Source organism: Amycolatopsis cynarae (assembly GCF_026802195.1).
Lineage (GTDB): Bacteria > Actinomycetota > Actinomycetes > Mycobacteriales > Pseudonocardiaceae > Amycolatopsis_E > Amycolatopsis_E rhizosphaerae.
On record NZ_CP113836.1, the window covers coordinates 890,708 to 912,387 of the forward strand.

The 21,680-nt window shown below is 70.6% G+C and carries 28 protein-coding genes; 18 read left to right on the forward strand and 10 right to left on the reverse strand.

The genetic code is table 11. The features are described from left to right. Positions 1-57: 57 nt before the first annotated feature. A complete protein-coding gene (locus ORV05_RS04255; protein WP_268757141.1) occupies positions 58-1,233 on the reverse strand; it encodes a saccharopine dehydrogenase family protein in 1,176 nt (391 codons plus the stop codon). A 55-nt stretch (positions 1,234-1,288) separates the two neighbouring features. Here ORV05_RS04255 and ORV05_RS04260 point away from each other — a divergent pair, with 55 nt between their 5' ends. Genes ORV05_RS04260 through ORV05_RS04275 form a run of 4 tightly spaced genes read left to right on the forward strand, consistent with a single transcriptional unit; the run spans position 1,289 to position 3,649 of the window. Continuing rightward, positions 1,289-1,771 (forward strand): MaoC family dehydratase, encoded by a 483-nt coding sequence (locus ORV05_RS04260; RefSeq protein WP_326938115.1) that lies wholly within the window; start codon positions 1,289-1,291, stop codon positions 1,769-1,771. Positions 1,772-1,802: 31 nt separating this feature from the next. Beyond that, positions 1,803-2,303 (forward strand): GNAT family N-acetyltransferase, encoded by a 501-nt coding sequence (locus tag ORV05_RS04265; protein ID WP_268757142.1) that lies wholly within the window; start codon positions 1,803-1,805, stop codon positions 2,301-2,303. A 57-nt stretch (positions 2,304-2,360) separates the two neighbouring features. Continuing rightward, positions 2,361-2,690 (forward strand): WhiB family transcriptional regulator, encoded by a 330-nt coding sequence (locus ORV05_RS04270; RefSeq protein WP_144590498.1) that lies wholly within the window; start codon positions 2,361-2,363, stop codon positions 2,688-2,690. Beyond that, on the forward strand, positions 2,669-3,649 hold the full coding sequence (locus ORV05_RS04275) for a TIGR03557 family F420-dependent LLM class oxidoreductase (protein WP_268757143.1): 981 nt from the start codon (positions 2,669-2,671) through the stop codon (positions 3,647-3,649). Before ORV05_RS04270 ends, ORV05_RS04275 begins: the two co-directional genes overlap by 22 nt. A gap of 3 nt (positions 3,650-3,652) precedes the next feature. Here the strand turns inward: ORV05_RS04275 and shbA are convergent, their stop codons facing one another. Then, the gene (gene shbA / locus ORV05_RS04280; protein ID WP_268759695.1) at positions 3,653-4,282 is read right to left on the reverse strand and encodes an RNA polymerase sigma factor ShbA; all 630 of its coding nucleotides are present in this window, start codon (positions 4,280-4,282) and stop codon (positions 3,653-3,655) included. A gap of 332 nt (positions 4,283-4,614) precedes the next feature. After that, positions 4,615-5,070 carry a GtrA domain-containing protein gene (locus ORV05_RS04285; protein WP_268757144.1) on the reverse strand — a complete coding sequence of 152 codons (456 nt, stop codon included), beginning with the start codon at positions 5,068-5,070 and terminating at the stop codon, positions 4,615-4,617. A gap of 294 nt (positions 5,071-5,364) precedes the next feature. Here ORV05_RS04285 and ORV05_RS36420 point away from each other — a divergent pair, with 294 nt between their 5' ends. Continuing rightward, entirely contained in the window at positions 5,365-5,625 is a 261-nt protein-coding gene (locus tag ORV05_RS36420; RefSeq protein ID WP_407652685.1) for a hypothetical protein, read from the forward strand. A 122-nt stretch (positions 5,626-5,747) separates the two neighbouring features. Continuing rightward, positions 5,748-6,050 (forward strand): HesB/IscA family protein, encoded by a 303-nt coding sequence (locus tag ORV05_RS04295; RefSeq protein WP_268759696.1) that lies wholly within the window; start codon positions 5,748-5,750, stop codon positions 6,048-6,050. Between the two features lie 114 nt (positions 6,051-6,164). Here the strand turns inward: ORV05_RS04295 and ORV05_RS04300 are convergent, their stop codons facing one another. Further along, complete coding sequence (locus ORV05_RS04300; protein WP_268757145.1) at positions 6,165-7,019, reverse strand: SCO6745 family protein; 855 nt, start codon at positions 7,017-7,019, stop codon at positions 6,165-6,167. Positions 7,020-7,143: 124 nt separating this feature from the next. Between ORV05_RS04300 and ORV05_RS04305 the strand changes: the two genes are divergently transcribed. Continuing rightward, positions 7,144-7,779 carry a GntR family transcriptional regulator gene (locus ORV05_RS04305; RefSeq protein WP_268759697.1) on the forward strand — a complete coding sequence of 212 codons (636 nt, stop codon included), beginning with the start codon at positions 7,144-7,146 and terminating at the stop codon, positions 7,777-7,779. Between the two features lie 38 nt (positions 7,780-7,817). Here ORV05_RS04305 and ORV05_RS04310 read toward each other — a convergent pair whose 3' ends face one another. Next, on the reverse strand, positions 7,818-8,510 hold the full coding sequence (locus ORV05_RS04310) for an HAD-IA family hydrolase (RefSeq protein ID WP_268757146.1): 693 nt from the start codon (positions 8,508-8,510) through the stop codon (positions 7,818-7,820). Between the two features lie 24 nt (positions 8,511-8,534). After that, positions 8,535-9,491 (reverse strand): 2-hydroxyacid dehydrogenase, encoded by a 957-nt coding sequence (locus ORV05_RS04315; RefSeq protein WP_268757147.1) that lies wholly within the window; start codon positions 9,489-9,491, stop codon positions 8,535-8,537. Between the two features lie 86 nt (positions 9,492-9,577). Here ORV05_RS04315 and ORV05_RS04320 point away from each other — a divergent pair, with 86 nt between their 5' ends. The 11 genes from ORV05_RS04320 (at position 9,578) to ORV05_RS04370 (ending at position 18,506) form a co-directional block, all read left to right on the forward strand. Beyond that, positions 9,578-10,402: a CoA transferase subunit A gene (locus ORV05_RS04320; RefSeq protein ID WP_268757148.1), complete on the forward strand. Its 825-nt coding sequence runs from the start codon at positions 9,578-9,580 to the stop codon at positions 10,400-10,402. Between the two features lie 17 nt (positions 10,403-10,419). After that, the gene (locus ORV05_RS04325) at positions 10,420-11,148 is read left to right on the forward strand and encodes a CoA-transferase subunit beta (protein ID WP_268759698.1); all 729 of its coding nucleotides are present in this window, start codon (positions 10,420-10,422) and stop codon (positions 11,146-11,148) included. Continuing rightward, positions 11,145-12,320 (forward strand): thiolase family protein, encoded by a 1,176-nt coding sequence (locus tag ORV05_RS04330; protein WP_268757149.1) that lies wholly within the window; start codon positions 11,145-11,147, stop codon positions 12,318-12,320. The genes ORV05_RS04325 and ORV05_RS04330 overlap by 4 nt, the downstream gene beginning before the upstream one ends. 18 nt (positions 12,321-12,338) lie before the next feature. Beyond that, positions 12,339-13,082 (forward strand): protocatechuate 3,4-dioxygenase subunit beta, encoded by a 744-nt coding sequence (gene pcaH / locus ORV05_RS04335; RefSeq protein ID WP_268757150.1) that lies wholly within the window; start codon positions 12,339-12,341, stop codon positions 13,080-13,082. Between the two features lie 67 nt (positions 13,083-13,149). Then, positions 13,150-13,695: a protocatechuate 3,4-dioxygenase subunit alpha gene (pcaG, locus tag ORV05_RS04340; protein WP_268757151.1), complete on the forward strand. Its 546-nt coding sequence runs from the start codon at positions 13,150-13,152 to the stop codon at positions 13,693-13,695. 11 nt (positions 13,696-13,706) lie between these two features. Then, complete coding sequence (locus ORV05_RS04345) at positions 13,707-15,044, forward strand: class-II fumarase/aspartase family protein (RefSeq protein ID WP_268757152.1); 1,338 nt, start codon at positions 13,707-13,709, stop codon at positions 15,042-15,044. 2 nt (positions 15,045-15,046) lie between these two features. Next, complete coding sequence (gene pcaD / locus ORV05_RS04350) at positions 15,047-15,823, forward strand: 3-oxoadipate enol-lactonase (protein ID WP_268759699.1); 777 nt, start codon at positions 15,047-15,049, stop codon at positions 15,821-15,823. After that, positions 15,820-16,215: a 4-carboxymuconolactone decarboxylase gene (gene pcaC, locus ORV05_RS04355; RefSeq protein WP_268757153.1), complete on the forward strand. Its 396-nt coding sequence runs from the start codon at positions 15,820-15,822 to the stop codon at positions 16,213-16,215. Before pcaD ends, pcaC begins: the two co-directional genes overlap by 4 nt. Positions 16,216-16,280: 65 nt before the next feature. Then, positions 16,281-17,069 (forward strand): IclR family transcriptional regulator, encoded by a 789-nt coding sequence (locus tag ORV05_RS04360; protein ID WP_268757154.1) that lies wholly within the window; start codon positions 16,281-16,283, stop codon positions 17,067-17,069. Next, positions 17,062-17,625 (forward strand): nucleotidyltransferase family protein, encoded by a 564-nt coding sequence (locus ORV05_RS04365; RefSeq protein ID WP_268757155.1) that lies wholly within the window; start codon positions 17,062-17,064, stop codon positions 17,623-17,625. The genes ORV05_RS04360 and ORV05_RS04365 overlap by 8 nt, the downstream gene beginning before the upstream one ends. 11 nt (positions 17,626-17,636) lie before the next feature. After that, positions 17,637-18,506, forward strand: a complete 870-nt coding sequence (locus tag ORV05_RS04370; RefSeq protein WP_144592890.1) for an AAA family ATPase — start codon at positions 17,637-17,639, stop codon at positions 18,504-18,506. A gap of 64 nt (positions 18,507-18,570) precedes the next feature. Here the strand turns inward: ORV05_RS04370 and ORV05_RS04375 are convergent, their stop codons facing one another. From ORV05_RS04375 to ORV05_RS04390, 4 genes are read right to left on the reverse strand one after another with little or no spacing between them, the layout of a single operon-like run. After that, positions 18,571-19,317, reverse strand: a complete 747-nt coding sequence (locus ORV05_RS04375) for an ESX secretion-associated protein EspG (RefSeq protein WP_268757156.1) — start codon at positions 19,315-19,317, stop codon at positions 18,571-18,573. 14 nt (positions 19,318-19,331) lie between these two features. Further along, positions 19,332-20,600, reverse strand: coding sequence for a WXG100 family type VII secretion target (locus ORV05_RS04380; RefSeq protein WP_268757157.1), 1,269 nt, complete (start codon positions 20,598-20,600; stop codon positions 19,332-19,334). 1 nt (position 20,601) lies between these two features. Continuing rightward, on the reverse strand, positions 20,602-21,222 hold the full coding sequence (locus ORV05_RS04385; protein WP_268757158.1) for a DUF3558 domain-containing protein: 621 nt from the start codon (positions 21,220-21,222) through the stop codon (positions 20,602-20,604). Next, positions 21,219-21,677, reverse strand: a complete 459-nt coding sequence (locus ORV05_RS04390; RefSeq protein WP_268757159.1) for a hypothetical protein — start codon at positions 21,675-21,677, stop codon at positions 21,219-21,221. The genes ORV05_RS04385 and ORV05_RS04390 overlap by 4 nt, the downstream gene beginning before the upstream one ends. Positions 21,678-21,680: the final 3 nt, after the last annotated feature.

The following is a 21,680-nucleotide window of genomic DNA, read 5'->3' on the forward strand; positions in this document are numbered from 1 at the left end:
CCGGGAACGGCGCGGCACGGGAACGGTCAGGCCCGGGAACGGCCGGGCGGCAGAACCTCAGGCGGTGGCGACGCGGAAGACAAGGCCGGCGTCGATCAGGCGGGCCAGCAGGGCGTCGCCCATCGCCGCGGCCGGGGTGACCGAACCGGCCAGTGACGGCAGTTCGTCGAACGCCAGGCACAGGGCGGACTCGGCGAGCATCTTGGCGGTCTCGTCGTACCCCGGGTCGCCCCCGGACACCTCGGTGATCACCCGCTTCCCGCCGCCGTCGCCGACGAACCGCACCTTGAACCACGACTTCGCCCGCCGCTCGGGACTGGGTCCCTCGCCCGGTTTCCGCAGGCTGGACAGCAGTTTCCGGGCGGGCGGCACCTGCGCGAGCCCGAGCACGGCGACGCCGGAGACCAGGGTGGCGAGGATGGTGGGCAGCCGTTTGAACGAGGCGTAGTGGCTGTACCGGAAGTCCGGCCCGTAGCCGTCGATCAGGCGCGCGGAGTGGGCCACGACGAGCGGGTCGATCGTGGGCATCGGGACCAGCCAGCGCCCGGTGTCCGGATCGCGGTGAATCCTGCCGGGCACCGCCCGCACCCGGCGTCCGGCGGGGCGTTCCTGTGCCCGCTTGCGGGCCTTGGCGGCCTGCTGCGACTCGCCGAGCCGGGACGCGGCGGCCAGCAGGGAGGCGAAGGTGCCGCCGGAGAACATCGCCCCGGCCCGCACCTGACCGGAGATCCGCAGCGGCACGTTCTTCGGAAGCTGTTTCACCGTGTAGAACACGCCGAGGTCATGGGGGATCGAGTCGAACCCGCAGGCGTGGACGATCCTGGCGCCGGTCCGCCGCGCCGTTTCGTGGTAGCGCACGAACATCCGGTCCACGAAACCCGGCTCGCCGCAGAGGTCCACGTAGTCGGTGCCGGCTTCGGCGCACGCGGCGACCAGCGGCTCGCCGTACTCGCTGTAAGGGCCGACCGTGGTGATCACCACCCGGCTCGCCCCGGCGATCTCGGCCAGTGAAGCCGCATCCGAGACGTCGGCGTGCAGCAGCGGAAGATCCGCGCACGCGGGGTTGATCGCGGCGAGCCGGGTGCGCACGGCTTCCAGTTTGCCGCGGTTGCGGCCGGCGAGCGCCCAGCGGCAGTCCGCCGGGGCGTGCCGGGCCAGGTACTCGGCGGTCAGCCCGCCGGTGAAACCGGTCGCGCCGAACAGGACCAGGTCATAGCCGCGCTGCTCTGCCATGCCGCCACCATACCGGCAGTATGTGCCGCAGGGCGGCGCCACGCGGGAAGTTTCGGTGGCCATCGAACGACGCTCGTGGAAGGCTGCCCTCATGGAAGACCGCTACTTCGAGGACTACGCGCCCGGCACGACCCACGACTGCGGCAGCGTCAAGTTCACCGAGGCCGAGATCGTCGAGTTCGCCGCCAAGTACGACCCGCAGCCCTTCCACGTGGACGCCGAGGCCGCCGCGGCCGGGCCGTTCGGCGGGCTGATCGCGAGCGGCTGGCACACGGCGAGCCTGATGATGCGGCTGCTCACGGAGAACTACCTGTCCCCCGTGTCGAGCCTGGGCAGCCCCGGGATCGACGAGTTGCGGTGGGTCAAGCCGGTCCGGCCGGGAGACGTGCTGCGCGCGAGGGTGACCGTGCTCGAAGCCCGCCCGTCGAAGTCCAAGCCGGACCGCGGGCTGCTGACCAGCCTCATCGAAATGCTCGACGCCGACGACGAGGTCGTCTTTTCCGCGAAGGCACTGAACTTCGTCCTGCGGCGGCCGTAAACCGCTCGACGTGGTGGCGAGAATGACCGGTATGTGGATCATTTCGCCGACCCCCGTAGACCATCCGGACGCCGTCGCGGTGCTCCGTGACTACATCGACGACGTGGCCAGCCGGTACTACGGACGGCAGGCCACGGACGCCGAAATCGACAACGCGCTCGCCGAGGACCCCAGCGACGACCTCGTCCCGCCCACCGGCCTGTTCTTCGTCGCACGGGACGGCGGCACCATCACCGGTTGTGTCGGCGTGCGCCGGTTCGACGACGACGTCATGGAACTGACCCGCATGTTCGTCAAGCCCGCCGCGCGAGGCCAGGGCGGCGGCGCGCGGCTGCTGCGCACCGCCGAGGAGGCGGCGCTCGGACTGGGCGCCTCCTGGATGCGGCTGGACACCCGTCACGACCTCGTAGAAGCGCGCGCCCTCTACGCGCGGCACGGCTACCGCGAGATCGAGCCCTACGCCGAGCGGCTCTACGCCGACCACTGGTTCGAGAAGCGTCTAGAGCCATTTCCCGCCGATCCGCAGGTGTAGCGGGGGGCCGCCTGGGTACTCCCTGCCCGCAAGCACGTCGCGCGGAGGAGTCTCAAGATGGCGGACACGTCCCGACTGCCCACCCCGGTTGCCGAAACCTGGGAGTGGCAGCGCAACGGCAACTGCCGGAATCTCGACAGTTCGGTCTTCTTCCATCCTGACGGGGAACGGGGCTTCGCGCGAGCCGACCGGGTCGCCAGGGCGAAGCGCATCTGCATGTCCTGTCCCGTGATCGTCGAATGCCGCCATCACGCCCTCACCGCCGAAGAGCCGTTCGGCGTGTGGGGCGGGCTCGACGAGTCCGAGCGGCGGGCCGCCATCGTGCGCCGCAAGCAAATGCTCGAGAACGGGGGGAAGGAGAAGGAGTGCGTTTCGGCTACACGTTGATGACCGAGCAGGCCGGGCCGAAGGATCTGGTCCGGTACGCGTCGGCCGCCGAACGGGCCGGATTCGAATTCGAGGTTTCGAGCGACCACTACTTTCCCTGGCTGGACGAACAGGGACACGCGCCCTACGCGTGGAGCGTCCTTGGCGCGGTCACGCAGGTCACCGAGCGGGTCGAACTGCTCAGTTTCGTGACCTGCCCGCTGATGCGGTACCACCCTGCGGTGGTGGCGCAGAAGGCCGCCACGATGTCCCTGCTGTCCGACGACAGGTTCATCCTGGGTCTCGGCGCGGGCGAGAACCTCAACGAGCATGTCGTGGGACGGGGCTGGCCGTCGGCCAACATCCGGCACGAGATGCTCAGCGAGGCCGTGGAGATCATCGGGGAGCTGTTCGACGGCGGGTACGTCAACTTCAGCGGACAGCACTACCGGGTCGATTCGGCGAAGCTGTGGGATCTTCCCGAGCGGCGGACCCCGGTCGCCGTGGCGGTGTCCGGGGCGCAGTCGGTGTCGCGGTTCGCGCCGGTCGCGGACGCGATGATCACGACGGAGCCGGACGGCGCACTGGTGCGCGACTGGGACCGCGAGCGGGCACAGGTGCGCGAGGACGCCACTCGCAAGTTCGCCCAGCTGCCGGTCTGCTGGGACCGGGATCCGGCCGAGGCGCGGCGCCGGGCCCACGAGCAGTTCCGCTGGTTCGGCGGCGGCTGGAAGGTCAACGCCGAACTACCGGGGACCGCGGCCTTCGCCGGTGCCACCCGGTACGTCACCGAAGAGGACGTCGCCGCCTCGATCCCGTGCGGCCCGGAGGCCGAACCGATCGTCAAGGCGGTCGCCCCGTTCGCCGAGGCCGGGTTCACCGATCTCGCGCTGGTGCAGATCGGCGGGGAGCATCAGGACGGCTTCTTCGAGTTCGCCGCGTCGGAGCTGCTACCCGCGCTCACCAAGACCTACGGCTGATCGCTACTGGACGAGGTCGCCGTCGCGCGTGATCAGGGCGCGCAGTTTGGTCAGCGCGCGGTGCTGGGTCACGCGGACGTTGCCGGGCGAGATGCCGAGGGCCTCGGCGGTTTCGCCCGCGGTGAGCCCGACCGCGATGCGCAGGGTGAGGATCTCCTGCTGCAGCGGGGGCAGCGTGGCGACCAGTTTCGTCAGCCTGGCCCCGAGATCGAGGGTGAGGACGCGCTGCTCGGGGCCCTGGTCCGGCAGGGGCCGCTCCGGAAGTTCGGGCACCGGTTCGGAACGGTCGCGCGAGACGAGGCGGTAGGCGTCGGCGACCTTGTTCGAAGCGATGGCGTGCACCAGGTAGAGGAACGAACCGCCCCGGTCCTCGTACTGGGGCAGCGCGTTGAGCACTGCCAGGCAGACCTCCTGGGCGACGTCGTCGGCCGACAGGTAGGACAGGTCGCGCCCGCCGAGGCGGGCGCGGCAGTACCGGACGGCGACCGGGGTGATCAGGGCGATCAGCCGGTCGATCGCGGCCGGGTCACCGGTCGCGGCCTGACGGACCGCGGGATCCAGTTCTTCCTTCGTCAGCCGCTGTCCGCCGCCGCGCGGGAATTCCCGGGGGGTGAAACCGGGGTCCGAAGGCATGGCCGGAAGCACGGCGTTTCGCGCCGTGTCGTCCGCGCTGTTCCGCGCGGTGTCCGCCGACGGTGACGGGACTGTTCTCATGGGGCTCCCCAACGACAGCGGCGAACCCGTCCGGCCTGGTCGCCGTCGGGGTCAACGCCTGGTCGCCGTGGGTAGGTGCCCGCTCCCGCTGGTACCCCGCCCGGTCCCTACCCATGCGACTGAGCGTAAGCGTAAGCGGTGATCTTCTGGCAGTCCAGAATTCAACTACAGATACCCCGTTCGTCCCAACGTGAGGTTCGCCGCCGGATCCGCTCACCCTGTGCAGTGCCTTTCGCCAGGACGGACTCCGTTCAGGTGACGGAACGCGGCGCTCTCTCCTGGGTGGTGAAGACCCACCAGCGAAGGAGCGCGAAGCGGAGGATTCCGCCGAGTGCGCTGGTGGCGGCGAGGACGACGGCCTCGAGGGTCGCCGACGGAGCGGGCACGACGGCCCTCAGGGACATGAGGACGACCGAACCGTAGCCCGCGTAGAACGCGAATGTGCCCGCCGACTGGAGGTGCAGCCGCCAGGCGGAGGCACGCATCCCCGCGAAGGTCACGCGCCGCTGGAACTCGGTGTTGGCGAGGGTGGTGAGCGCGATCGCCAGTATGTTCGCCGCGACGGACTGGATCAGCGGGCGGGCGGCGAGAAAGATCAGTTCCTGCAGGCCGGTGGTCACCACCCCGGCCGCGATGTACCAGGCCAGCGGATGCGCGGAGACCGCGGGGCGCTCGACCCGGTGCTCCGTCCACTGCGCGGTGGCCATGGCGAAAACTTACCTGTCCTCTGCAAGCTTTTGCCCTATACAACTACGTGACGTTGATCTCGGGCGGCGTTTGTGCCGTGGTGGCCCCGGGTATGGCCCGACCATGAGTGAGCCCCACGGACACCCCGTTCCCGATGCCGCCGAGACCGATCCGGCCGGTCTTTTCAGCGCCGAGGACCTGGACGAAGACCGGCTGCGGCTGGACCCGCTCGAGGAGGGTGTCGAACCGCCGGAACGGTACGCGCACTCGGATCGCTACGGGACCACTCCGAACGAGGTGTACGGGGGGAGCCGTTGGACGAGCGGCTCCGGCAGGAGCAGCCCGACGTGCAGCCCGATCCGGTTCCGGACCGTCCGGTGGCCATCACTCCCGCCGAGGAGCTCGACGAGACGATCGACGACCGGCCAGGGGAGGCCGAGACGCTCGTGCCGGAGGAGCCCGCCGTCGAAGGCCGGGTCCCCACCGTGGAGGAGGACCAGAACGCGGACAAGCCCGGCGGGTCGGTCGCGGAGGGGCTGCGGACCCCGCCCGGCGAACCGCACGACCTGGCCTGACCCCGGCGTGAACTGGTGAAACCGTCGTTCTGGCGCCGCATCGGGCGGCGTTCGGCCAGCGGGCCGCGCGCCACGCCCCTACGGTCGGGGTACGAGCGCATGAAACCGAAGGGATGACGATCATGCTCGCGATGACCGACGCCGCGGCCGAGGCGATCAACGCCCTGACCGCCCAGGAAGGCAAGGAAGAAACCGGTGGCCTGCGGTTCGCCGTGCAACGGCAGGAGGAGGCCGGGGCACAACTGGCGCTGTCGGTGGCCCGACGGCCCGAAGACGGTGACCAGGTGGTGGACGAGCACGGCGCCCGGGTGTTCCTCGAACCGCAGGCCGCCCAGTTCCTCGACGACAAGGTCCTCGACGTCCAGCAGGACGATCAGGGTCAGCTGAGCTTCGCGGTGATGCCGCAGCCCGGTGGCCCCGTCTGAGCCGTACCGTGAGGGACCCCCTCATCGGCAGCCGTGAAGGGTCCCTTCACAGCCGATACGACCGTGAAGGGTCCCTTCACGGCATGGCCACGTGCCCGGTCGGCCCGGCCGCGGTCAGCCCAACTGGTTGAAGGTGCCGGCCGCGGTGAACGCCTCGGTGATCGGTGCGATGAGTGAGGCGAGGCGGCGGGCACCGGCGTCGCCGACGGGTGCCCAGAGCGGGGCGCAGTGCTCGTCGGTCTCGACCTCGATCTGCTCGCGAGCCGCGATGCCGGCTTCGGTGACGGTGCCGTCGGCGTTGAGCCAGCCGCGCGCGACGAGACCTGCCGTCGCCGCGGCCCATTCCTCGTCGTTCCACTGGCGCGTCGCGCGCATGACCGACGCGGGCACGCCTCCGGTCGCGGTATGCAGGACGACGCATTCGCAAGGCCCGAGCCGATGGTCGGCGAGCACGACGAGATGGGCGTCGCCACGCCATTCGCGGAGCACCGTGATTTGTTGCCACAGCGCGAGAAGCGGGTCGGACGGCAGGGGCACCGACGCGTTGGCGGCCGCCAGCGGTTTACCGGCGTACTCGGCCACGGTCACGACCCGATCCAGCAGCGACCGTGCTTCCGCGATTCGGTCGTCGGTCAGGGTCGCGCCGACGCGCCGCATCGCGCGATCGGCCGCCACGAAGCGGGCGGCCTGCCACTGCTCGGGTGGCGCGGTGTCCCACACGCCTCCCATCGTTCGCACCGCCCGCGGGCTGAAGTTGTAGAAGGTGGCGAGTGCCACCTGCCACGGAACGGCACCCATCGCGGCCGCCCGGAACGCGAAGTACCTGGGTGCGCGGTCGGTCACGCCGAGCTTGGCGGCCTCCTCCCCGGCCTCCGGGACGAAGTAGATGAACAGGTGTGCCGACGCGATGGCCTGACCGGCCGTCCGAACGGCGGCGAGGTCTATCGGTGGGCGATCGGCGAGGGACATGGTTCTCCTTGCTCAGGCAGGGACGCATCATCGATGATAGCAAAATAAATCGATTATTTACCCGATCATCTATGATGAGGTGGTGACACGAACGGCCCACGATCCGTCCTCGCCGCGGAAGCAGATGCTCTCCGAGCAGGTCTACGCGCATCTTCGGCACGCGATCATGCATGGCGACCACGCCCCCGGTGCTGCCCTGAAACCCCAGGAACTCGCCAAGGAGCAGGGCGTGAGCCTGGCCGTGGTGCGCGAGGCGCTGGTACGGCTGGTGGGCGATGGCCTCGCCGACCGGCTGCCCAACCGTGGTTTCGCCGTGCCGGGGTTCTCCGACCGGCGCTGGCAGGAGATCGCCGAAGCTCGCCGGACCGTCGAACCGGTCGTGCTCCGCCTGTCCATCGAGCACGGGGATCTCGACTGGGAATCCCGCGTGCAGGCCGCGCACCACCGGCTGGCCCGCACCCCGCCGTCCGAGCCGGAGGAGGGTGGGTACTACACCGACGCCTGGGCCGAAGCCCACCGGGTCTTCCACCGCACGCTGCTCGACGGGTGCGGCAATCCTGTTCTGCTGGAAACCTTCGACCGGATGTGGTCCGCGAGCGAACTGGCTCGACGCTGGGCTTCGCGCCGCGCGCCCGAGCGTGATCACGTCGGCGAGCACCGCCAGTTGGCGGAGCTGACGCTCACCCGCGACGCCGACGCCGCGATGGAGGCACTGGCAAGGCATCTCACCCTGACCGCGGCCGGGCTGCGGTCAGGGTGAGAAAGCACCCTGTGGTGCCAGGCCCATCGATAAAGGCCCTAGAAGTGTGAGAGGAGGTCCGGGAAGCGGGTGAGGTGGAGGACGCGGTCGTCGGCCGGGTCAACCTCCTCGTGTTCCAGGGCCCACGTGTTGTCGTTGGGGATGAACACCGCGTTGAGCCCCGCCTGCCGGGCCGGGAGGATGTCCGACTTCGGGGAGTTCCCGATCATCCAGGCCCGGTCCGGCGCCATCCCGTGCTCCTCGACGAGCTGCAGGTAGCAGCCCGCGTGCTTCTCCCGCACGATGTGCACGCCGCGGAAGTGGTGGTCGAGCCCGGAGGCCTCGATCTTGCGGCGCTGCTCGTCGTGGTCGCCCTTGGTCAGCAGGAACAGTTCGTGCCGTCCGGCGAGCTCGTCGAGGGTTTCGGCGACCCCGGGGATCAGCTCGACCTGGTGGTGGATCAGCGCGTCGGCCAGCCGGAGGATCTCGCGGCGCTCGTCCTCGGTGGCGGGCCGTTGCCGCAGCCGTTCCAGGCAGTCGTGCAGGCTGCGCAGGAACACCTTGCTTCCGTAGCCGTGCGCGGCGGAGTTCGCGCGTTCGATGTCGTCGAGGATGCGGCGTAGCGCGTCGCGGTCGAGGGTGGGATGCGCCAGCCAGTCGAGGAATTCGTCGATGACGCGCTCGAAGACGACGTTGTTCTCCCAGAGCGTGTCGTCCGCGTCGAAGATCAGGATCTGTTCGGTGAGTCGCACGCGAAAACTGTACTGGCGTACCAATCAGCCGCGCACCGGATTTGGCGGTTCCTGCCCGGAGAGCACCGCCGCGACGTTGCGGGCGGCGAGTACGGCCATCTCGGTGCGGGTCTCCACGGTGGCCGAGCCGAGGTGCGGCGTCAGCACCACGTTGTCCAGCTCCAGCAGCCGGGGTTCCACCTCGGGTTCGTGCTCGAACACGTCCAGCGCGGCCCCGGCGATCTCGCCGCGCTCCAGCGCGTCCGCCAGTGCCGCCTCGTGCACGACCGGGCCGCGCGTGGTGTTCACCAGGTAGGCGCTCGGTTTCATCGCGGCGAGCGCCGCCGCGTCGATCAGGTGGCGGGTCTCCGGGGTCAGCGGGCAGTGCAGCGACACCACGTCCGCCGTCGCCAGCAGTTCGTCCCGAGGCACGAAGCGCGCGTCCAGCGCGGCCTCGGCGGCGGGCACCCGCGACCGTCCGCTGTAGACGATGTCGAGGCCGAAGGCCCTGGCCCGCCTGGCGACGGCCTGCCCGATCTGGCCGAGGCCGATGATGCCGAGGGTCTTGCCCGCCAGCCCGGAACCCAGCATGAATCCGAGGTGGAACGACCACGGGGTGCGCGCCCGCAGGAGCCGGTCGCCCTCGGCGATGCGGCGGGTCAGGGTGAGCAGCAGGCCCACGGTGAGATCCGCGGTGGCATCGGTCAGCACGCCGGGCGTGTTCGTCACGGCCACGCCTCGCGCCGCCAGCGCGGCGACGTCGATGTTGTCGTAGCCCACGGCCACGTTCGCGACCACCCGTAGCCCGGGGCCCGCCGCATCGGCGACCGCGCCGTCGATGGTGTCGTGCAGCATGCAGACCACCGCCGAGGCGCCGCCCACCGCCTTGCGCAGTTCCTCCGGGCTGAGCGCGCGGTCTTCGTCGGGCAGCCACACCTCGCCCGCGGCACGCAGTATCTCCAGGGCTGGTCCGGGTATCCGCCGGGTGACGACGATGCGCATGCGCCCACCCTTCCTTGCCGACGGCGGGGCGGGCAAGTACGTTCTTATGGAGAACTTGTGTGCGCAATACGAACGGAATGAGGTTCATGGCCGAGATACTGCCGCTTCACGACGCCGTCGCCCGCCTCGTGCACGACGGTGACACCGTCGCTCTGGAAGGCTTCACCCACCTGATCCCGCACGCGGCCGGGCAGGAGATCATCCGCCAGCGGCGCCGGGACCTCACGCTGGTCCGGATGACGCCCGACATCGTGTACGACCAGCTCATCGGGGCCGGTTGCGCGCGCAAGCTGATCTTCTCGTGGGGTGGCAACCCCGGTGTCGGCTCGCTGCACCGCTTCCGCGACGCCGTGCAGAACGCGTGGCCGGTGCCGCTCGAGATCGAGGAACACAGCCACGCCGGCATGGCCAACCGCTACGTCGCGGGCGCGTCCGGTCTTCCGTTCGCCGTGCTGCGCGGCTACACGGGCACGGATCTGCCCCGGCACACCGACACGATCAAGCAGATCACCTGCCCGTTCACCGGTGAGCGGCTCGCGGCGGTGCCCGCGATCAACCCGGATGTCTCGATCATCCACGCCCAGCGGGCGGACCGGGCGGGCAACGTCCAGCTGTGGGGCCTGGTCGGCGTGCAGAAGGAGGCCGTGCTGTCGGCGCGGCGCAGCCTCGTCACAGTCGAAGAGATCGTCGACGAGCTGACCCCTGTGCCCGGCCAGGTCGTGCTGCCGTCCTGGGCCGTCACCGCGGTCGCCGAGGTGCCCCGCGGTGCGCACCCTTCGTACGCGCAGGGCTACTACGAGCGCGACAACGAGTATTACGAGTATTGGGATTCCATTGGGCGGAATAGGGACTCGTTCGAACAGTGGCTGGACGAGAAGGTGTTCGGCGTGACGGAGGAGGTGGCCCGGTGAACTACACGTCCGACGAGATGATGTCGATCGCCGCGGCCCGCGCGCTCACCGGCGGCCAGCGGTGCTTCGTCGGCATCGGCCTGCCCTCCACCGCGGCCAACCTCGCCCGCCGCACCCACGCGCCGGACCTCGTGCTCATCTACGAATCCGGCACGCTCGGCTCCAAGCCGACCCGCCTGCCCGCCTCGATCGGGGACGGCATCCTCGCCGAAACCGCGGACGCCGTGATCAGCGTGCCCGAGGTCTTCAACTACTGGCTGCAGCCCGGGCGGATCGACGTCGGGTTCCTCGGTGCCGCGCAGCTCGACAAGTTCGGCAACATCAACACCACCGTCATCGGGGAGGACTACGCCCACCCCAAGGTGCGCCTTCCCGGCGCCGGTGGCGCGCCGGAGATCGCCGCCTCCTGCCGCGAGGTGTACGTGGTGGTGCGGCAGAGCAAGCGCAGTTTCGTCGACCGCGTCGACTTCGTCACCTCGTTCGGGCACGGCCGGGGCCGGGGCGAGCGCCAGCGGCTGGGCCTGCCCGGGGCGGGGCCCACCCTGGTGATCACCGACCTCGGCGTGTTCCGCCCCGATCCGGAAACCGCCGAGCTGGTACTGACCGGGATCCACGAAGGGGTCGAGGTGGCGCAGGTGCGCGAGGCCACCGGCTGGGACCTCAAGGTGTCGCCCGAGTTGTCCCGCACCCCCGCCCCCACCGAGGCCGAACTCGAGGCCCTGCGCGAACTGAAGGCCGCGAAATGACCGACGCATACGTTCTCGACGCCATCCGTACCCCGTTCGGCCGCTACGGCGGCGCACTGGCGGGTGTGCGCCCCGACGATCTGGCCGCGCACGTCCTGCGCGAGCTGGCCGGCCGCACCGGTCTCGATCCCTCCACTGTGGACGAAGTGGTGCTCGGCGATGCCAACCAGGCCGGTGAGGACAACCGGAACGTCGCCCGCATGGCGGCGCTGCTGGCCGGCTGGCCGACCAGCGTGCCGGGCAGCACGGTCAACCGGCTCTGCGGTTCGGGCCTGGACGCGGCGATGCAGGCGAGCCGGTCGATCGAGGTGGGGGACGCCTCGCTCGTGGTCGCCGGTGGCGTGGAGTCGATGAGCCGCGCGCCGTTGATCCTGCTCAAGCCCGAGAAGGCGTTCGCCGCGGGGAACCAGACGCTGCACTCCAGCACCCTGGGCTGGCGCATGGTGAACCCGGAGATGCCCGGACAGTGGACGGTTTCGCTGGGCGAGGCCACCGAGCGGCTGGCACAGCGGTACGGCATCACGCGCGAGCAGCAGGACGAGTTCGCGCTGCGCAGCCACCTCAACGCGGCCAGGGCCTGGGACGAGGGCTTCTACGACACGCACGTGGTGCCGGTGCCCGGGACCGGGCTGACCCGGGACGAAGGCATCCGAGCCGACTCCACTTTGGACAAGCTCGCCCGGCTCAAGCCCGCTTTCCGCAAGGAGGGCACGGTCACCGCGGGCAACTCCTCACCGCTCAACGACGGCGCCTCGGCCGTGCTGCTGGGCGACGCCAAGGCCGCCGACCGCCTCGGCCGCGCACCCCTCGCGCGGATCGCCGGGCGGGGCGCGGCGGGCGTGGATCCCGACATGTTCGGCATCGGGCCGGTGCACGCCGCGGAGATCGCGCTGGAGCGGGCGGGTATCGGCTGGGAAGACCTGACGGCGGTCGAACTCAACGAGGCCTTCGCCGCGCAGTCGCTGGCCTGCCTGGCCGACTGGCCCAAGCTGGACCCGGCGATCGTCAACGTCAACGGCGGCGCGATCGCGCTCGGCCATCCCCTCGGCGCCTCCGGCGGCCGCATCCTCGGCGCGCTCGCGCACCAGTTGCGGCAGCGCGGCGGCGGGTGGGGGCTGGCCGCCATCTGCATCGGCGTCGGCCAGGGGCTGGCCGTCGTGCTGGAAGGCTGAAAAGGGAAGGAGCGTGCTATGGCAGCACCCGCCAGTGACAAGCTGATCCTGCCGCGGTACCGGCGGGATCCCGAGGGCACCCATCCACCGCTGGATTCGCCCGGGTACCGCTCGACCGCGTTGCGGCACCCGAAGCAGCCGCTGGCGGTGCTGCCGCACCTGCTGACCGAGGTGACCGGACCGCTGCTCGGCCCGGGGCGCCTCGGCGAGCACGACAACGACCTCACCCGGCAGCACGACGGGGAACCGATCGGGCAGCGGATCATCGTGCACGGCAGGCTGCTCGACGGCGACGGCCGCCCGATCCCGGACTCGCTCATCGAGATCTGGCAGGCGAACGCCGCCGGGCGCTACCGGCACACCGGCGACAACTGGCCGGGCCCGCTCGACCCGAACTTCACCGGGGCGGGCCGCACGCTGACCGACGCGCAGGGCCGGTACGAGTTCACCACGATCCAGCCGGGCGCGTACCCGTGGAAGAACCACGACAACGCGTGGCGTCCCGCGCACATCCACTTCTCCGTGTTCGGCATGGCCTTCACCCAGCGGCTGGTCACCCAGATGTACTTCCCGGGCGACCCGCTGTTCTTCCAGGACCCGATCTTCAACTCGGTGCCGGACGAGAAGGCACGGCAGCGGATGATCTCGAAGTTCGACCTCGACCGGACCGTGGACCACTGGGCGCTGGCCTTCCGGTTCGACATCGTGGTGCGGGGGCGGGAACAGACGGTTTTCGAGAACGACGAGGAGGAGGGCGAATGAGCCACGCTGTTCTTCCGGCTTGTTCGTCCGACCGGGTGCGGGTGTCCCGCAAGACACAGGAGGACGAATGACGACCCCTTCGCAGACCGTCGGGCCCTACCTGGCGATCGGCCTGCCGTGGGAGGACGGTCCGTTCGTGGTGCCGGAGGGCACGCCGGGCGCGGTCTGGATCCGCGGGGCGGTCACCGACGGGGCGGGCGAGCCGATTCCCGACGCGCTGGTCGAGACCTGGCAGGCCGATCCCGACGGCCGCTTCGACCACCCCGACGACCCCCGCGGCCGGGTGCCGGGCTTCCGCGGGTTCGGCCGGTGCCCCACCGGACCGGACGGCTCCTACCGCATCCTGACCCGGCTTCCCGGCGCGGTGCCGGGCCGGGAAGGACGGATGCAGGCGCCGCACATCGACGTCTCGGTGTTCGGCCGCGGCATGCTGCACCGCGTGGTCACCCGGATCTACTTCCCGGAGAACGAGGACGCGAACGCGGCGGACGAGGTGCTGAACCTGGTGCCCGAGGTGCGCCGGGGCACCCTCGTCGCCGCCCGGATCGAGGACGGCTATCGGTTCGACGTGCGTGTCCAAGGCGAAGGCGAGACAGTGTTCTTCGATGTCTGAGCGGTCTTTCGATGTCTGAGCTCTTCGACCCGGTGCTGGCCGCCGGTGCCGTGCGCGACGAGGTGAGCGACACGGCCTGGCTGCGTGCCCTGCTCGACGTCGAGGCGGCACTCGCCGCGGCCGGGGCGGACGCCGGGGTGGTTCCGCGCGAACACGCCGACCGCATCGCCGAAGTCTGCCGTGAGGGCTACTTCGACACCGCGGAACTGGGCATGAAGTCCGTGGGCGTGGGCAACCCGGCGGCACCGCTGGTCCGCGAACTGACCGCGAAGGTTGGTGGCGAGGCGGCACGCTTCGTCCACTTCGGAGCGACGAGCCAGGACGTCATGGACAGCGCCGCGATGCTGCTGGCGGCACGGGCGCGGGAGCCGCTGCTCGAAGACCTCGACGCGGCGGCCGACCGGATCGCCGGTCTCGCCCGGGAACACATCGGCACCGTCCAGGCCGGCCGGACCCTGCTCCAGCAGGCGCTTCCGGTCACGTTCGGTCTCACCGCGGCGAATTGGCTGTCCGGTGTGGACGGTGCCGTGACCGCCCTGCGGAGGCTCGCTTTCGCGGCACAACTGGGTGGGGCCACCGGAACGCTCGCCTCGCTCGGCGAGGCGGGCCCGGCCGTGCTCGCCGCGTTCAGCGCGCGGCTCGGCCTGGCCGAGCCCGTGCTGCCGTGGCACACCGAGCGCGGCCGCATCGCCGAAATCGCCGGTGTGCTGGGCCGGATCTGCGGGGTGATCGGGGGAACGGCCCGGACGATCACGCTGCTCGCGCAGACGGAGGTGGCCGAGCTGAGCGAGCGCGGCCCGGAGGGGGCCGGCGGTTCGTCCACCATGCCGCACAAACGGAATCCGGTGGCCGCCGTCGCCGCGCAGGCCGCCGCCGCGCAGGCTCCGGGGCTCGTCGCCACCCTGCTCGCGGCGATGCCCCAGGAGTACCAGCGTGCCGCGGGGGCCTGGCACGCCGAATGGCGGCCGTTCACCGAACTGCTCCGGTGTGCGGGATCGGCGGCGTACTGGTTGCGGACCAGCCTGGAGCGGCTCGAGGTGGATGAGGCGCGCATGCGCGCCAACCTCGACGCGACCGGCGGGGCCGTGCTCTCGGAGCGCGTCACCACGGAACTGGCCGAGGACACCGGAAGGCTGGCCGCGCACGACGCGGTCACCGCCTGCACCGCACGGGCCCTCGCCGGGGAAGGGGAGCTGGCCGAGTTGCTCGCCGGGGATCCGCTGGTGGGCGGGCGGCTGAGCCGCGAGGAGATCGAGAGGCTGCTGGACCCGGCGGACTACCTCGGCAGCGCGCGTGAGTTCGTGGAACGCGCGCTCGCCGCACACGACGAGCGAAGGGCAGATCTTTGAGCATCGAACTCAACCACGTCGCCGATGGTCCTGACGACGCGCCGGTCGTGGTGCTGAGCAACTCGCTCGGCAGCGATCTGCGGATGTGGGAGCCGCAGGTGAAACCGTTGGTGGAACACGGTTTCCGGGTGATCCGCTACGACACGCGCGGGCACGGCGGCTCGCCGGTGCCGCCGGGCCCGTACCGGGTCGACGACCTGGGCGGCGACGTGCTGGCGCTGCTCGACGGGCTGGGCGTGGCCTCGGCCCATTTCGCGGGCTTGTCGCTGGGCGGCATGACCGGCCTGTGGCTGGCGGCGAACGCGCCCGAGCGGGTGCGCGGACTCGTCCTGTGCTGCACCTCGGCCCGGCCGGGCAACCGGCAGATGTGGCTCGACCGGGCCGCGAAGGTGCGGGCGGACGGCATGGCCGAGATCGCCGACGGCAGCCTGGGCCGCTGGTTCACCCCCGCCTGGGTCGAAGCGCACCCCGCGGAGGCGGTGCGCCTGCGGGACATGACCGCCGCGACCCCGGCCGAGGGCTACGCCTCCTGCTGCGAGGTCCTGGCGGACCTCGACCTGGTGCCGGAGTCGGCGGGGATCACCGCGCCGACGCTGGTGATCTCCGGAGCCGACGACCACGCCCTCCCGCCCGGGCACGGCGAACTGATCGCCCGCACCATTCCCGGCGCGCGGTTCGAGGTCGTCGCCCAGGCTGCGCACCTGGGCAGCTACGAGCAGGCGGAGACGTTCACCGAGTTGATCATCGGACATCTCAAAACACAGGAGGCCGTTGCGTGAGTGACGAGGTGTACGAGGCGGGGATGACGATCCGGCGGGAGGTGCTGGGGGACGCGCACGTCGACCGTGCCATCGCCGGAACCACCGAATTCACCCGGAAGTTCCAGGACTACATCACCCGCGCCGCGTGGGGGTCGATCTGGACCAGGGAGGGACTCGACCGCCGGACCCGCAGCTGCATCACCCTCGCGGTGCTCACCGCACTGCACTGCGAGAACGAGATCGCGATGCACGTCAAGGCCGCGATCACCAACGGCCTGACCCCGGACGAAATCGGCGAAGTGCTGCTGCACACCGCGGTGTACGCCGGGGTGCCCGCCGCCAACGCGGCCTTCGCCATCGCCCAGCGGACCCTCGCCGAGCTCGGCGAGCCGACCGCACAATCGCAGTGACGGCACCGTCCAGCCGGGCGAGCCACTTCCCGGCATTCTTCCGGCGCTGAACTAGGGTGAGCGGTATGGACGAGCGCGCGGCACATCACGTGCAGTCGCTGGATCGCGGGCTGGCGGTGATCAGGGCCTTCGGTAAGGGCACTCCCGAGCTGACACTGTCCGATGTGGCCCGTCTGACGGGACTGACCAGGGCCGCCGCCCGCCGGTTCCTGCTCACCCTGGTGGACCTCGGCTACGTCCGCACCGACGGCAAGTACTTCTCGCTCACCGCTCGCGTACTGGAACTGGGTTACGCGTTCCTGGCCGGCATGACCCTGCCGGACGTCGCGCAGCCCCACCTGGAGCGGCTCTCCGCCGAGGTGCACGAGTCGAGTTCGGTGTCGGTGCTGGAAGGGACCGACATCGTCTACGTGGCGCGCGTGGCGGTGTCCCGCATCATGACGGTCAGCATCAACGTCGGCACCCGCTTCCCCGCGTACGCGACTTCGATGGGGCACGTGCTGCTCGCCGGGCTCGACAGCGACGGCCTCGCGGCCTATTTCGAGAACGCCCAGCTCGACCGGCTCACCTCGCACACCCTCACCTCACCGGCGGCGCTGCGGGCCGAACTGGCGAAGGTGCGCGAACAGGGCTGGGCGATGGTCGACCAGGAACTGGAGGAGGGGCTGCGCTCGGTCGCCGCGCCGATCCGCGACCGGCGGGGCACGGTGATCGCCGCGGTGAACCTGTCCACCCACGCCAGCCGGAACACCCGCGAATCGGTGGAGGCGGACCTGGTTCCGCCGCTCCTGGCCGCTGCCCGGCACATCGAGGACGATCTTGCGGTAGCCCCCGCCCAGGCCTGCCGTGGCTAGCTGTGCGGGGCTGCTGCTGGCGGCCGGAGCCGGACGCCGGTTCGGGCGGCCGAAGGCACTGGTCGAACTGGACGGCGAACCGCTCGTGCGCCGCGCGGTGCGGGCGCTGACCGACGGCGGCTGCTCGCCGATCCGCGTGGTCCTCGGCGCCCGCGCCGACGAGGTGCGGGTGCTGCTGCCGGACCCGGCGGTCTCGGTCCACGCCCCCGACTGGGCGGACGGGATGGGCGCCTCACTGCGGGTGGGCCTGCGTTCGCTGCCGGAGGCCGACGCCGTGCTCGTGCATCTGGTCGACCTGCCCGGTGTGGACGCCCGGGTGGTCGCGCGGCTGGCCGCGCTCGCCTCGCCCGAGATCGTCGCGCGGGCCTCCTACCAGGGCGTACCTGGACATCCCGTGCTGATCGGCCGCCGCTGGTGGGACGAGATTGCGGACGGCGCGCGGGGTGACCGCGGGGCCCGGGACTGGCTGGCCGGGCGGGAGGACCTGCGTCTGGTGGACTGTTCGGATCTCGGCACCGGCGGCGACGTGGACACGCCGGCCGACCTCAACCCGTAGGCTGGGTGCTTGTGACGGTCAACTCTCCTGAAGACCTGGCGAAAACGCTCGAAACCACCGGCTACCTCGCCGACGAGGGCGTGGCCACGGCGGCGTTCCTCGCCCTGCGGATGCAGCGGCCGCTGTTCTGCGAGGGCGAGCCCGGTACCGGTAAGACCTCGCTGGCGGTGGCGCTGTCCCAGTCGCTGGAGTTGCCCCTGATCCGCCTCCAGTGCCACGAGGGCATCGACGCGTCGCAGGCGCTCTACGAATGGGATTTCCCGCGTCAGTTGCTTCACCTGCGCGCGCTGGAGGCCGCCGGGCACACCGTCGACGTCGACGTGGCCGAGCAGTCCCTCTACACCGAGCGTTTCCTGCTGGCCCGGCCGTTGCTGCGGGCGCTGACCACGGCGCCGTGCGTGCTGCTGGTGGACGAGATCGACCGCGCCGACGACGAGTTCGAGGCGTTCCTGCTGCAACTGCTCGACGAGAACGTGGTGACCATCCCCGAGTTCGGTGAGGTGCGGGCCGCCCAGCCGCCACTGGTGATCCTGACCTCCAACCGCACCCGCGAGGTGCACGACGCGCTCAAGCGGCGCTGCCTCTACCACTGGCTCGAACACCCGGACCTGCCGCGGGAGATCGCGATCCTGCGGCGGCGCCTGCCCGGGATCGGCGAGCGGCTGGCCACCCAGGTGGCCACCGCGGTGCGCCGGCTGCGGGAGCTGGAGCTGCTCAAGCCGCCCGGTGTCGCCGAATCCCTGGACTGGGCACAGGCACTGACCGCACTCGGCCGCGACGAACTGGACGCCGAAACCGCCGCCCGCACCCTCGGCGCCGTGCTCAAGTACACAGAGGACATGGACCGCGTCCGCGCCAAACTCGACGCCCTGCTGTCCTGATCGCGATTTGCGGGGGGGGGGGGTGCTGTTCTGGCGAGGGACCAGGTCAGAACCCGCCGACTTCCTAGCTGGGCAGGGTTTGCTCCAGGCGGAGGAGATGCTCGATCAGGGCGGCGGGGTGGCCGGGAGCCAGGTGGATCTCGGCGTCCCGGCCGGTGCCGAGGGTGTAGTTGAGGTAACGGCCCCAGTCGGTGTCGGCGTAGTGCAACGGCTGTTCCAGCCGGGTGTACCGGTTGAGCTCGTCGCGGCGGCCCACATACAGCTCGCCGGTGCCGGTGACCGGACGGCGGAGCACGTCGACCAGGTCGCGCACGTCCCGGCTGGGGATGCGGTCCTCGCGGGCGGCGTCTTCGAGGTCGGCGACGCGGACCGTTAGGGGACGGCCGCCACCGGCGTGCCTCTCGGGCAGTTCGGCGATGAGGGCCTCGGGCAGGCGGTCGCGGGGGACCGGCCGCAGCGCGATCCCGTCGCCGACGCGGACCGCGACGATGCCCTGCAGGCCCCGTGCCGCGGCGAGCACCCCGTAGGTGCGCTCGCCGTCGTGCACCCAGCCGTAGTACTCCAGCGACGGGCGGGTCAGCAGGGGGAGCCAGTCGAGGAAGTCGGTGTCGAGGCGTCCCCGCCGGTCGAGCAGTCCCGCTTCCGCGAGCGTGTCCAGCATCTGTTGCCGTGCCGCGGCTTTCTCCGTGTCGCTCAGCCACATCGGTTCCGGGCTCAGCACCAGGTGCAACGTTCCGACGTTCTCCCGCTCGACGGCCCCGGCGAGCGCCGCGAGCGGCAACGAGAGGTAGTGGCCGGTCGCCGACCCCATCGCGCCCTCGCCGCCTACTCGCCGATGACGGGTGGGGTGGCGCGGACGTCGCTACCGAAGACCGAATCGGGGTCGGCCTCCAGCAGGTAGTCGGGACGCTGGTGTTCCTTGTCCTCCTCGCCCTTGCCACGTTGCCCGGCGGCACCCATCGGGGAGCCGCCCGCGGTCCTGGCCGCGCCGCGGCTCGCCGCGGCTTCCTCCGCCGCCAGCGCGCGGCCCACTGAACCGGCGCCGCTGCCGCGACCGGCGCCGAGCCCGCGGCCGCCGCCTTCCCCGGCCGTCGCGCCGCCGCGGCCTCCTGCGCTGCTACGGCCGCCGCTCTCGGCGTCGCCGCCCAGCAACCGGCCCGCGGCGCTGTTGCGCCCGAGCCCGCCGCCGGCCGAGGGTGTCCCGCCGGGGCCGGTACCGGTGCGGTATGAGGACCCGCCGCGTTCGGAGTCGGCGGTGGGACCATAGCCGTTGGCCGGGCCGGGGAGGAACGAATTGCTGGTGGTGGGGCCGGTGCCGGGGTTGCCGGGCGGGAGGTTCGGCCCCGGGCGCACGGTGCCGACGGGCCCGTCGCCGGTGGGCCTGGAGGTGGTCACCTGGTTCGATTCGCTCAGCGCGGGCGGGGCGCTGACCGGGCCGTCCGCCAGTGAGCCACTCACCGTCTGCTGTCCGGTGGAGGAGGAGGCGCGCGTCCGGTCGGTGTAGGTGTCGATGACCGAACCGATGGTGCCGACCTGCTTCGCTTTCAGGCCGACGCTCGCCCCGTCCGGGGACAGCGGCTGGTAGTCCATCGGGATCTGGGTCTTCGTGCTGCCGGTGACCGAGCTGTACTGGTCCATTACGCGCACGTTGTTGGCGTTCGCGGCGTTGGTCTTCGCCACGCCTTCCTGATACGAGTTGACGTCGCTCACGGCCATCGACGGCCCGACGATCGGGATCGCGGCCTTCAGCCCCAGCGACCACCCGCTGGGCTTCTCCGGCGCGGGCGGGACCGGCACCACACTGCTCTTGGACCGCTGGAAGACGTCCGACTGGGTGCGCAGGGAATCGGTGGTCTGGTCCAGCGGGGTGGCCGAGGCCTGGAACGTCTGCGCCAGCGGGTTCGCCCCGGCGTTCGCCGCGTCACCGGAACTGCCCGTCCAGTAGGACGCCATCTTGTCCTGCAGCGCCTTGATCTGCTGGGCCTCGTCCTGGTATTCGGCCTGCAGTTGCGCGATCGCATCCGCCGCCGACTGAAGGGGGCTGGAATCGCCGTTGGTGAAGTTCTGGTAGATCTGGGTGCCGTTCAATCCCATGTCACGAGCCCCCTTGCAAAGTGTCGAGAACTGCGCCTGCGACTTGCCTGGCGACGCCGCAGGAATCCTGTTCGGTGCCGTAACGATTGGTGCTGGCCGAAATGGTCAGCTTGTCGGTGATACCGACCCAAAGAGTGCAGGAACCGCTGGCGCGACGGTCACCGGTGTCGGCGAAGGCGGCGGGGTAGCCCTTCACATTCGTCATGTCGACGTAGGAAAAGAGGCTGCCCTTCAAACTGGCGATCTTGGCGATTCCCCCGTTGTCCTGGCCGCTGCGGGTTCGCTGGACACCGACCCCGAAGTTCTTGGAAGAGCCCGCCATGTACCAGTTGCAGGCAGGCCCCGCCGTCGAATTGGTCATGTTCGGGGTTCCTGGCGCGGTATAGCCGAGTTGGCTCAGCAGTTGCCTCGGCACCAGGTCACAGGGCTTGTCCAGATAAGCCGAAGGGTCGAGCGCCCGAGGAACCTTGGGTATGGAAGAGTCATCAGTTCCGGCGCTGTTTGCTGCCGGGGTCGTGCTGGCGGAACTGGGTGTTCCCGGTGTTTGTTCCGAGCATCCGGCGAGGAGCGTGAGCGCCGTCAGTACGGCTGCGGTATGGAACAGGCGGCTTCGCTTCGTCATGCGCTGAGTCCTCCTGTTTTTCCGCTGAGAGAAGAAATGTTGTTTTCTTCCCCGGTTTGCTTCGCGTTCGTGGCGTCGGCGAGCTTTTGAATGTAGTTCTCGACGTAGTTGAGCATCGAGTCGTGTTGGCCGTTGAGCAGGTTGAGCGAATCGCGGGCCTGCTGCAGGTAGCTTTGGCTTTCCTGGTCGCCCGCAAGCTGGGTGAGGCTGGAGAGAGCGGCCTGGATGATGCTTTGTTTCTGCGCGAGGCTGGCCTGGCGGTCCTTCCACATGCCCAGTACCGTGTTCATCTCTTCCGCGCTGGGGAATTCGAAACCGCCGGAGGCGCCGGGGGCGGCCGCCTTGGCGGCTTCGGTCACGGCGAGGCCTGCCACGGCCCCGGCGACGGGACTGCCCCAGACGGCGGCCGCGGCCGCCGCGGCGGCGCCGACGGCCGCGCTGTCTGCCTCGTTCAAAGC

What these genes read in the sequence shown, in the direction of transcription:
- ORV05_RS04255 (WP_268757141.1), bottom strand. Translation starts at nt 1,233, where the DNA reads ATGGCAGAGCAGCGCGGCTATGACCTGGTCCTGTTCGGCGCGACCGGT.
- ORV05_RS04265 (WP_268757142.1), top strand. Translation starts at nt 1,803, where the DNA reads ATGTGGATCATTTCGCCGACCCCCGTAGACCATCCGGACGCCGTCGCG.
- ORV05_RS04270 (WP_144590498.1), top strand. Translation starts at nt 2,361, where the DNA reads ATGGCGGACACGTCCCGACTGCCCACCCCGGTTGCCGAAACCTGGGAG.
- shbA (WP_268759695.1), bottom strand. Translation starts at nt 4,282, where the DNA reads ATGCCTTCGGACCCCGGTTTCACCCCCCGGGAATTCCCGCGCGGCGGC.
- ORV05_RS04285 (WP_268757144.1), bottom strand. Translation starts at nt 5,070, where the DNA reads ATGGCCACCGCGCAGTGGACGGAGCACCGGGTCGAGCGCCCCGCGGTC.
- ORV05_RS04295 (WP_268759696.1), top strand. Translation starts at nt 5,748, where the DNA reads ATGCTCGCGATGACCGACGCCGCGGCCGAGGCGATCAACGCCCTGACC.
- ORV05_RS04300 (WP_268757145.1), bottom strand. Translation starts at nt 7,019, where the DNA reads ATGTCCCTCGCCGATCGCCCACCGATAGACCTCGCCGCCGTTCGGACG.
- ORV05_RS04305 (WP_268759697.1), top strand. Translation starts at nt 7,144, where the DNA reads ATGCTCTCCGAGCAGGTCTACGCGCATCTTCGGCACGCGATCATGCAT.
- ORV05_RS04315 (WP_268757147.1), bottom strand. Translation starts at nt 9,491, where the DNA reads ATGCGCATCGTCGTCACCCGGCGGATACCCGGACCAGCCCTGGAGATA.
- ORV05_RS04320 (WP_268757148.1), top strand. Translation starts at nt 9,578, where the DNA reads ATGGCCGAGATACTGCCGCTTCACGACGCCGTCGCCCGCCTCGTGCAC.
- ORV05_RS04325 (WP_268759698.1), top strand. Translation starts at nt 10,420, where the DNA reads ATGATGTCGATCGCCGCGGCCCGCGCGCTCACCGGCGGCCAGCGGTGC.
- ORV05_RS04330 (WP_268757149.1), top strand. Translation starts at nt 11,145, where the DNA reads ATGACCGACGCATACGTTCTCGACGCCATCCGTACCCCGTTCGGCCGC.
- pcaH (WP_268757150.1), top strand. Translation starts at nt 12,339, where the DNA reads ATGGCAGCACCCGCCAGTGACAAGCTGATCCTGCCGCGGTACCGGCGG.
- pcaG (WP_268757151.1), top strand. Translation starts at nt 13,150, where the DNA reads ATGACGACCCCTTCGCAGACCGTCGGGCCCTACCTGGCGATCGGCCTG.
- ORV05_RS04345 (WP_268757152.1), top strand. Translation starts at nt 13,707, where the DNA reads ATGTCTGAGCTCTTCGACCCGGTGCTGGCCGCCGGTGCCGTGCGCGAC.
- ORV05_RS04360 (WP_268757154.1), top strand. Translation starts at nt 16,281, where the DNA reads ATGGACGAGCGCGCGGCACATCACGTGCAGTCGCTGGATCGCGGGCTG.
- ORV05_RS04375 (WP_268757156.1), bottom strand. Translation starts at nt 19,317, where the DNA reads ATGGGGTCGGCGACCGGCCACTACCTCTCGTTGCCGCTCGCGGCGCTC.
- ORV05_RS04380 (WP_268757157.1), bottom strand. Translation starts at nt 20,600, where the DNA reads ATGGGATTGAACGGCACCCAGATCTACCAGAACTTCACCAACGGCGAT.
- ORV05_RS04385 (WP_268757158.1), bottom strand. Translation starts at nt 21,222, where the DNA reads ATGACGAAGCGAAGCCGCCTGTTCCATACCGCAGCCGTACTGACGGCG.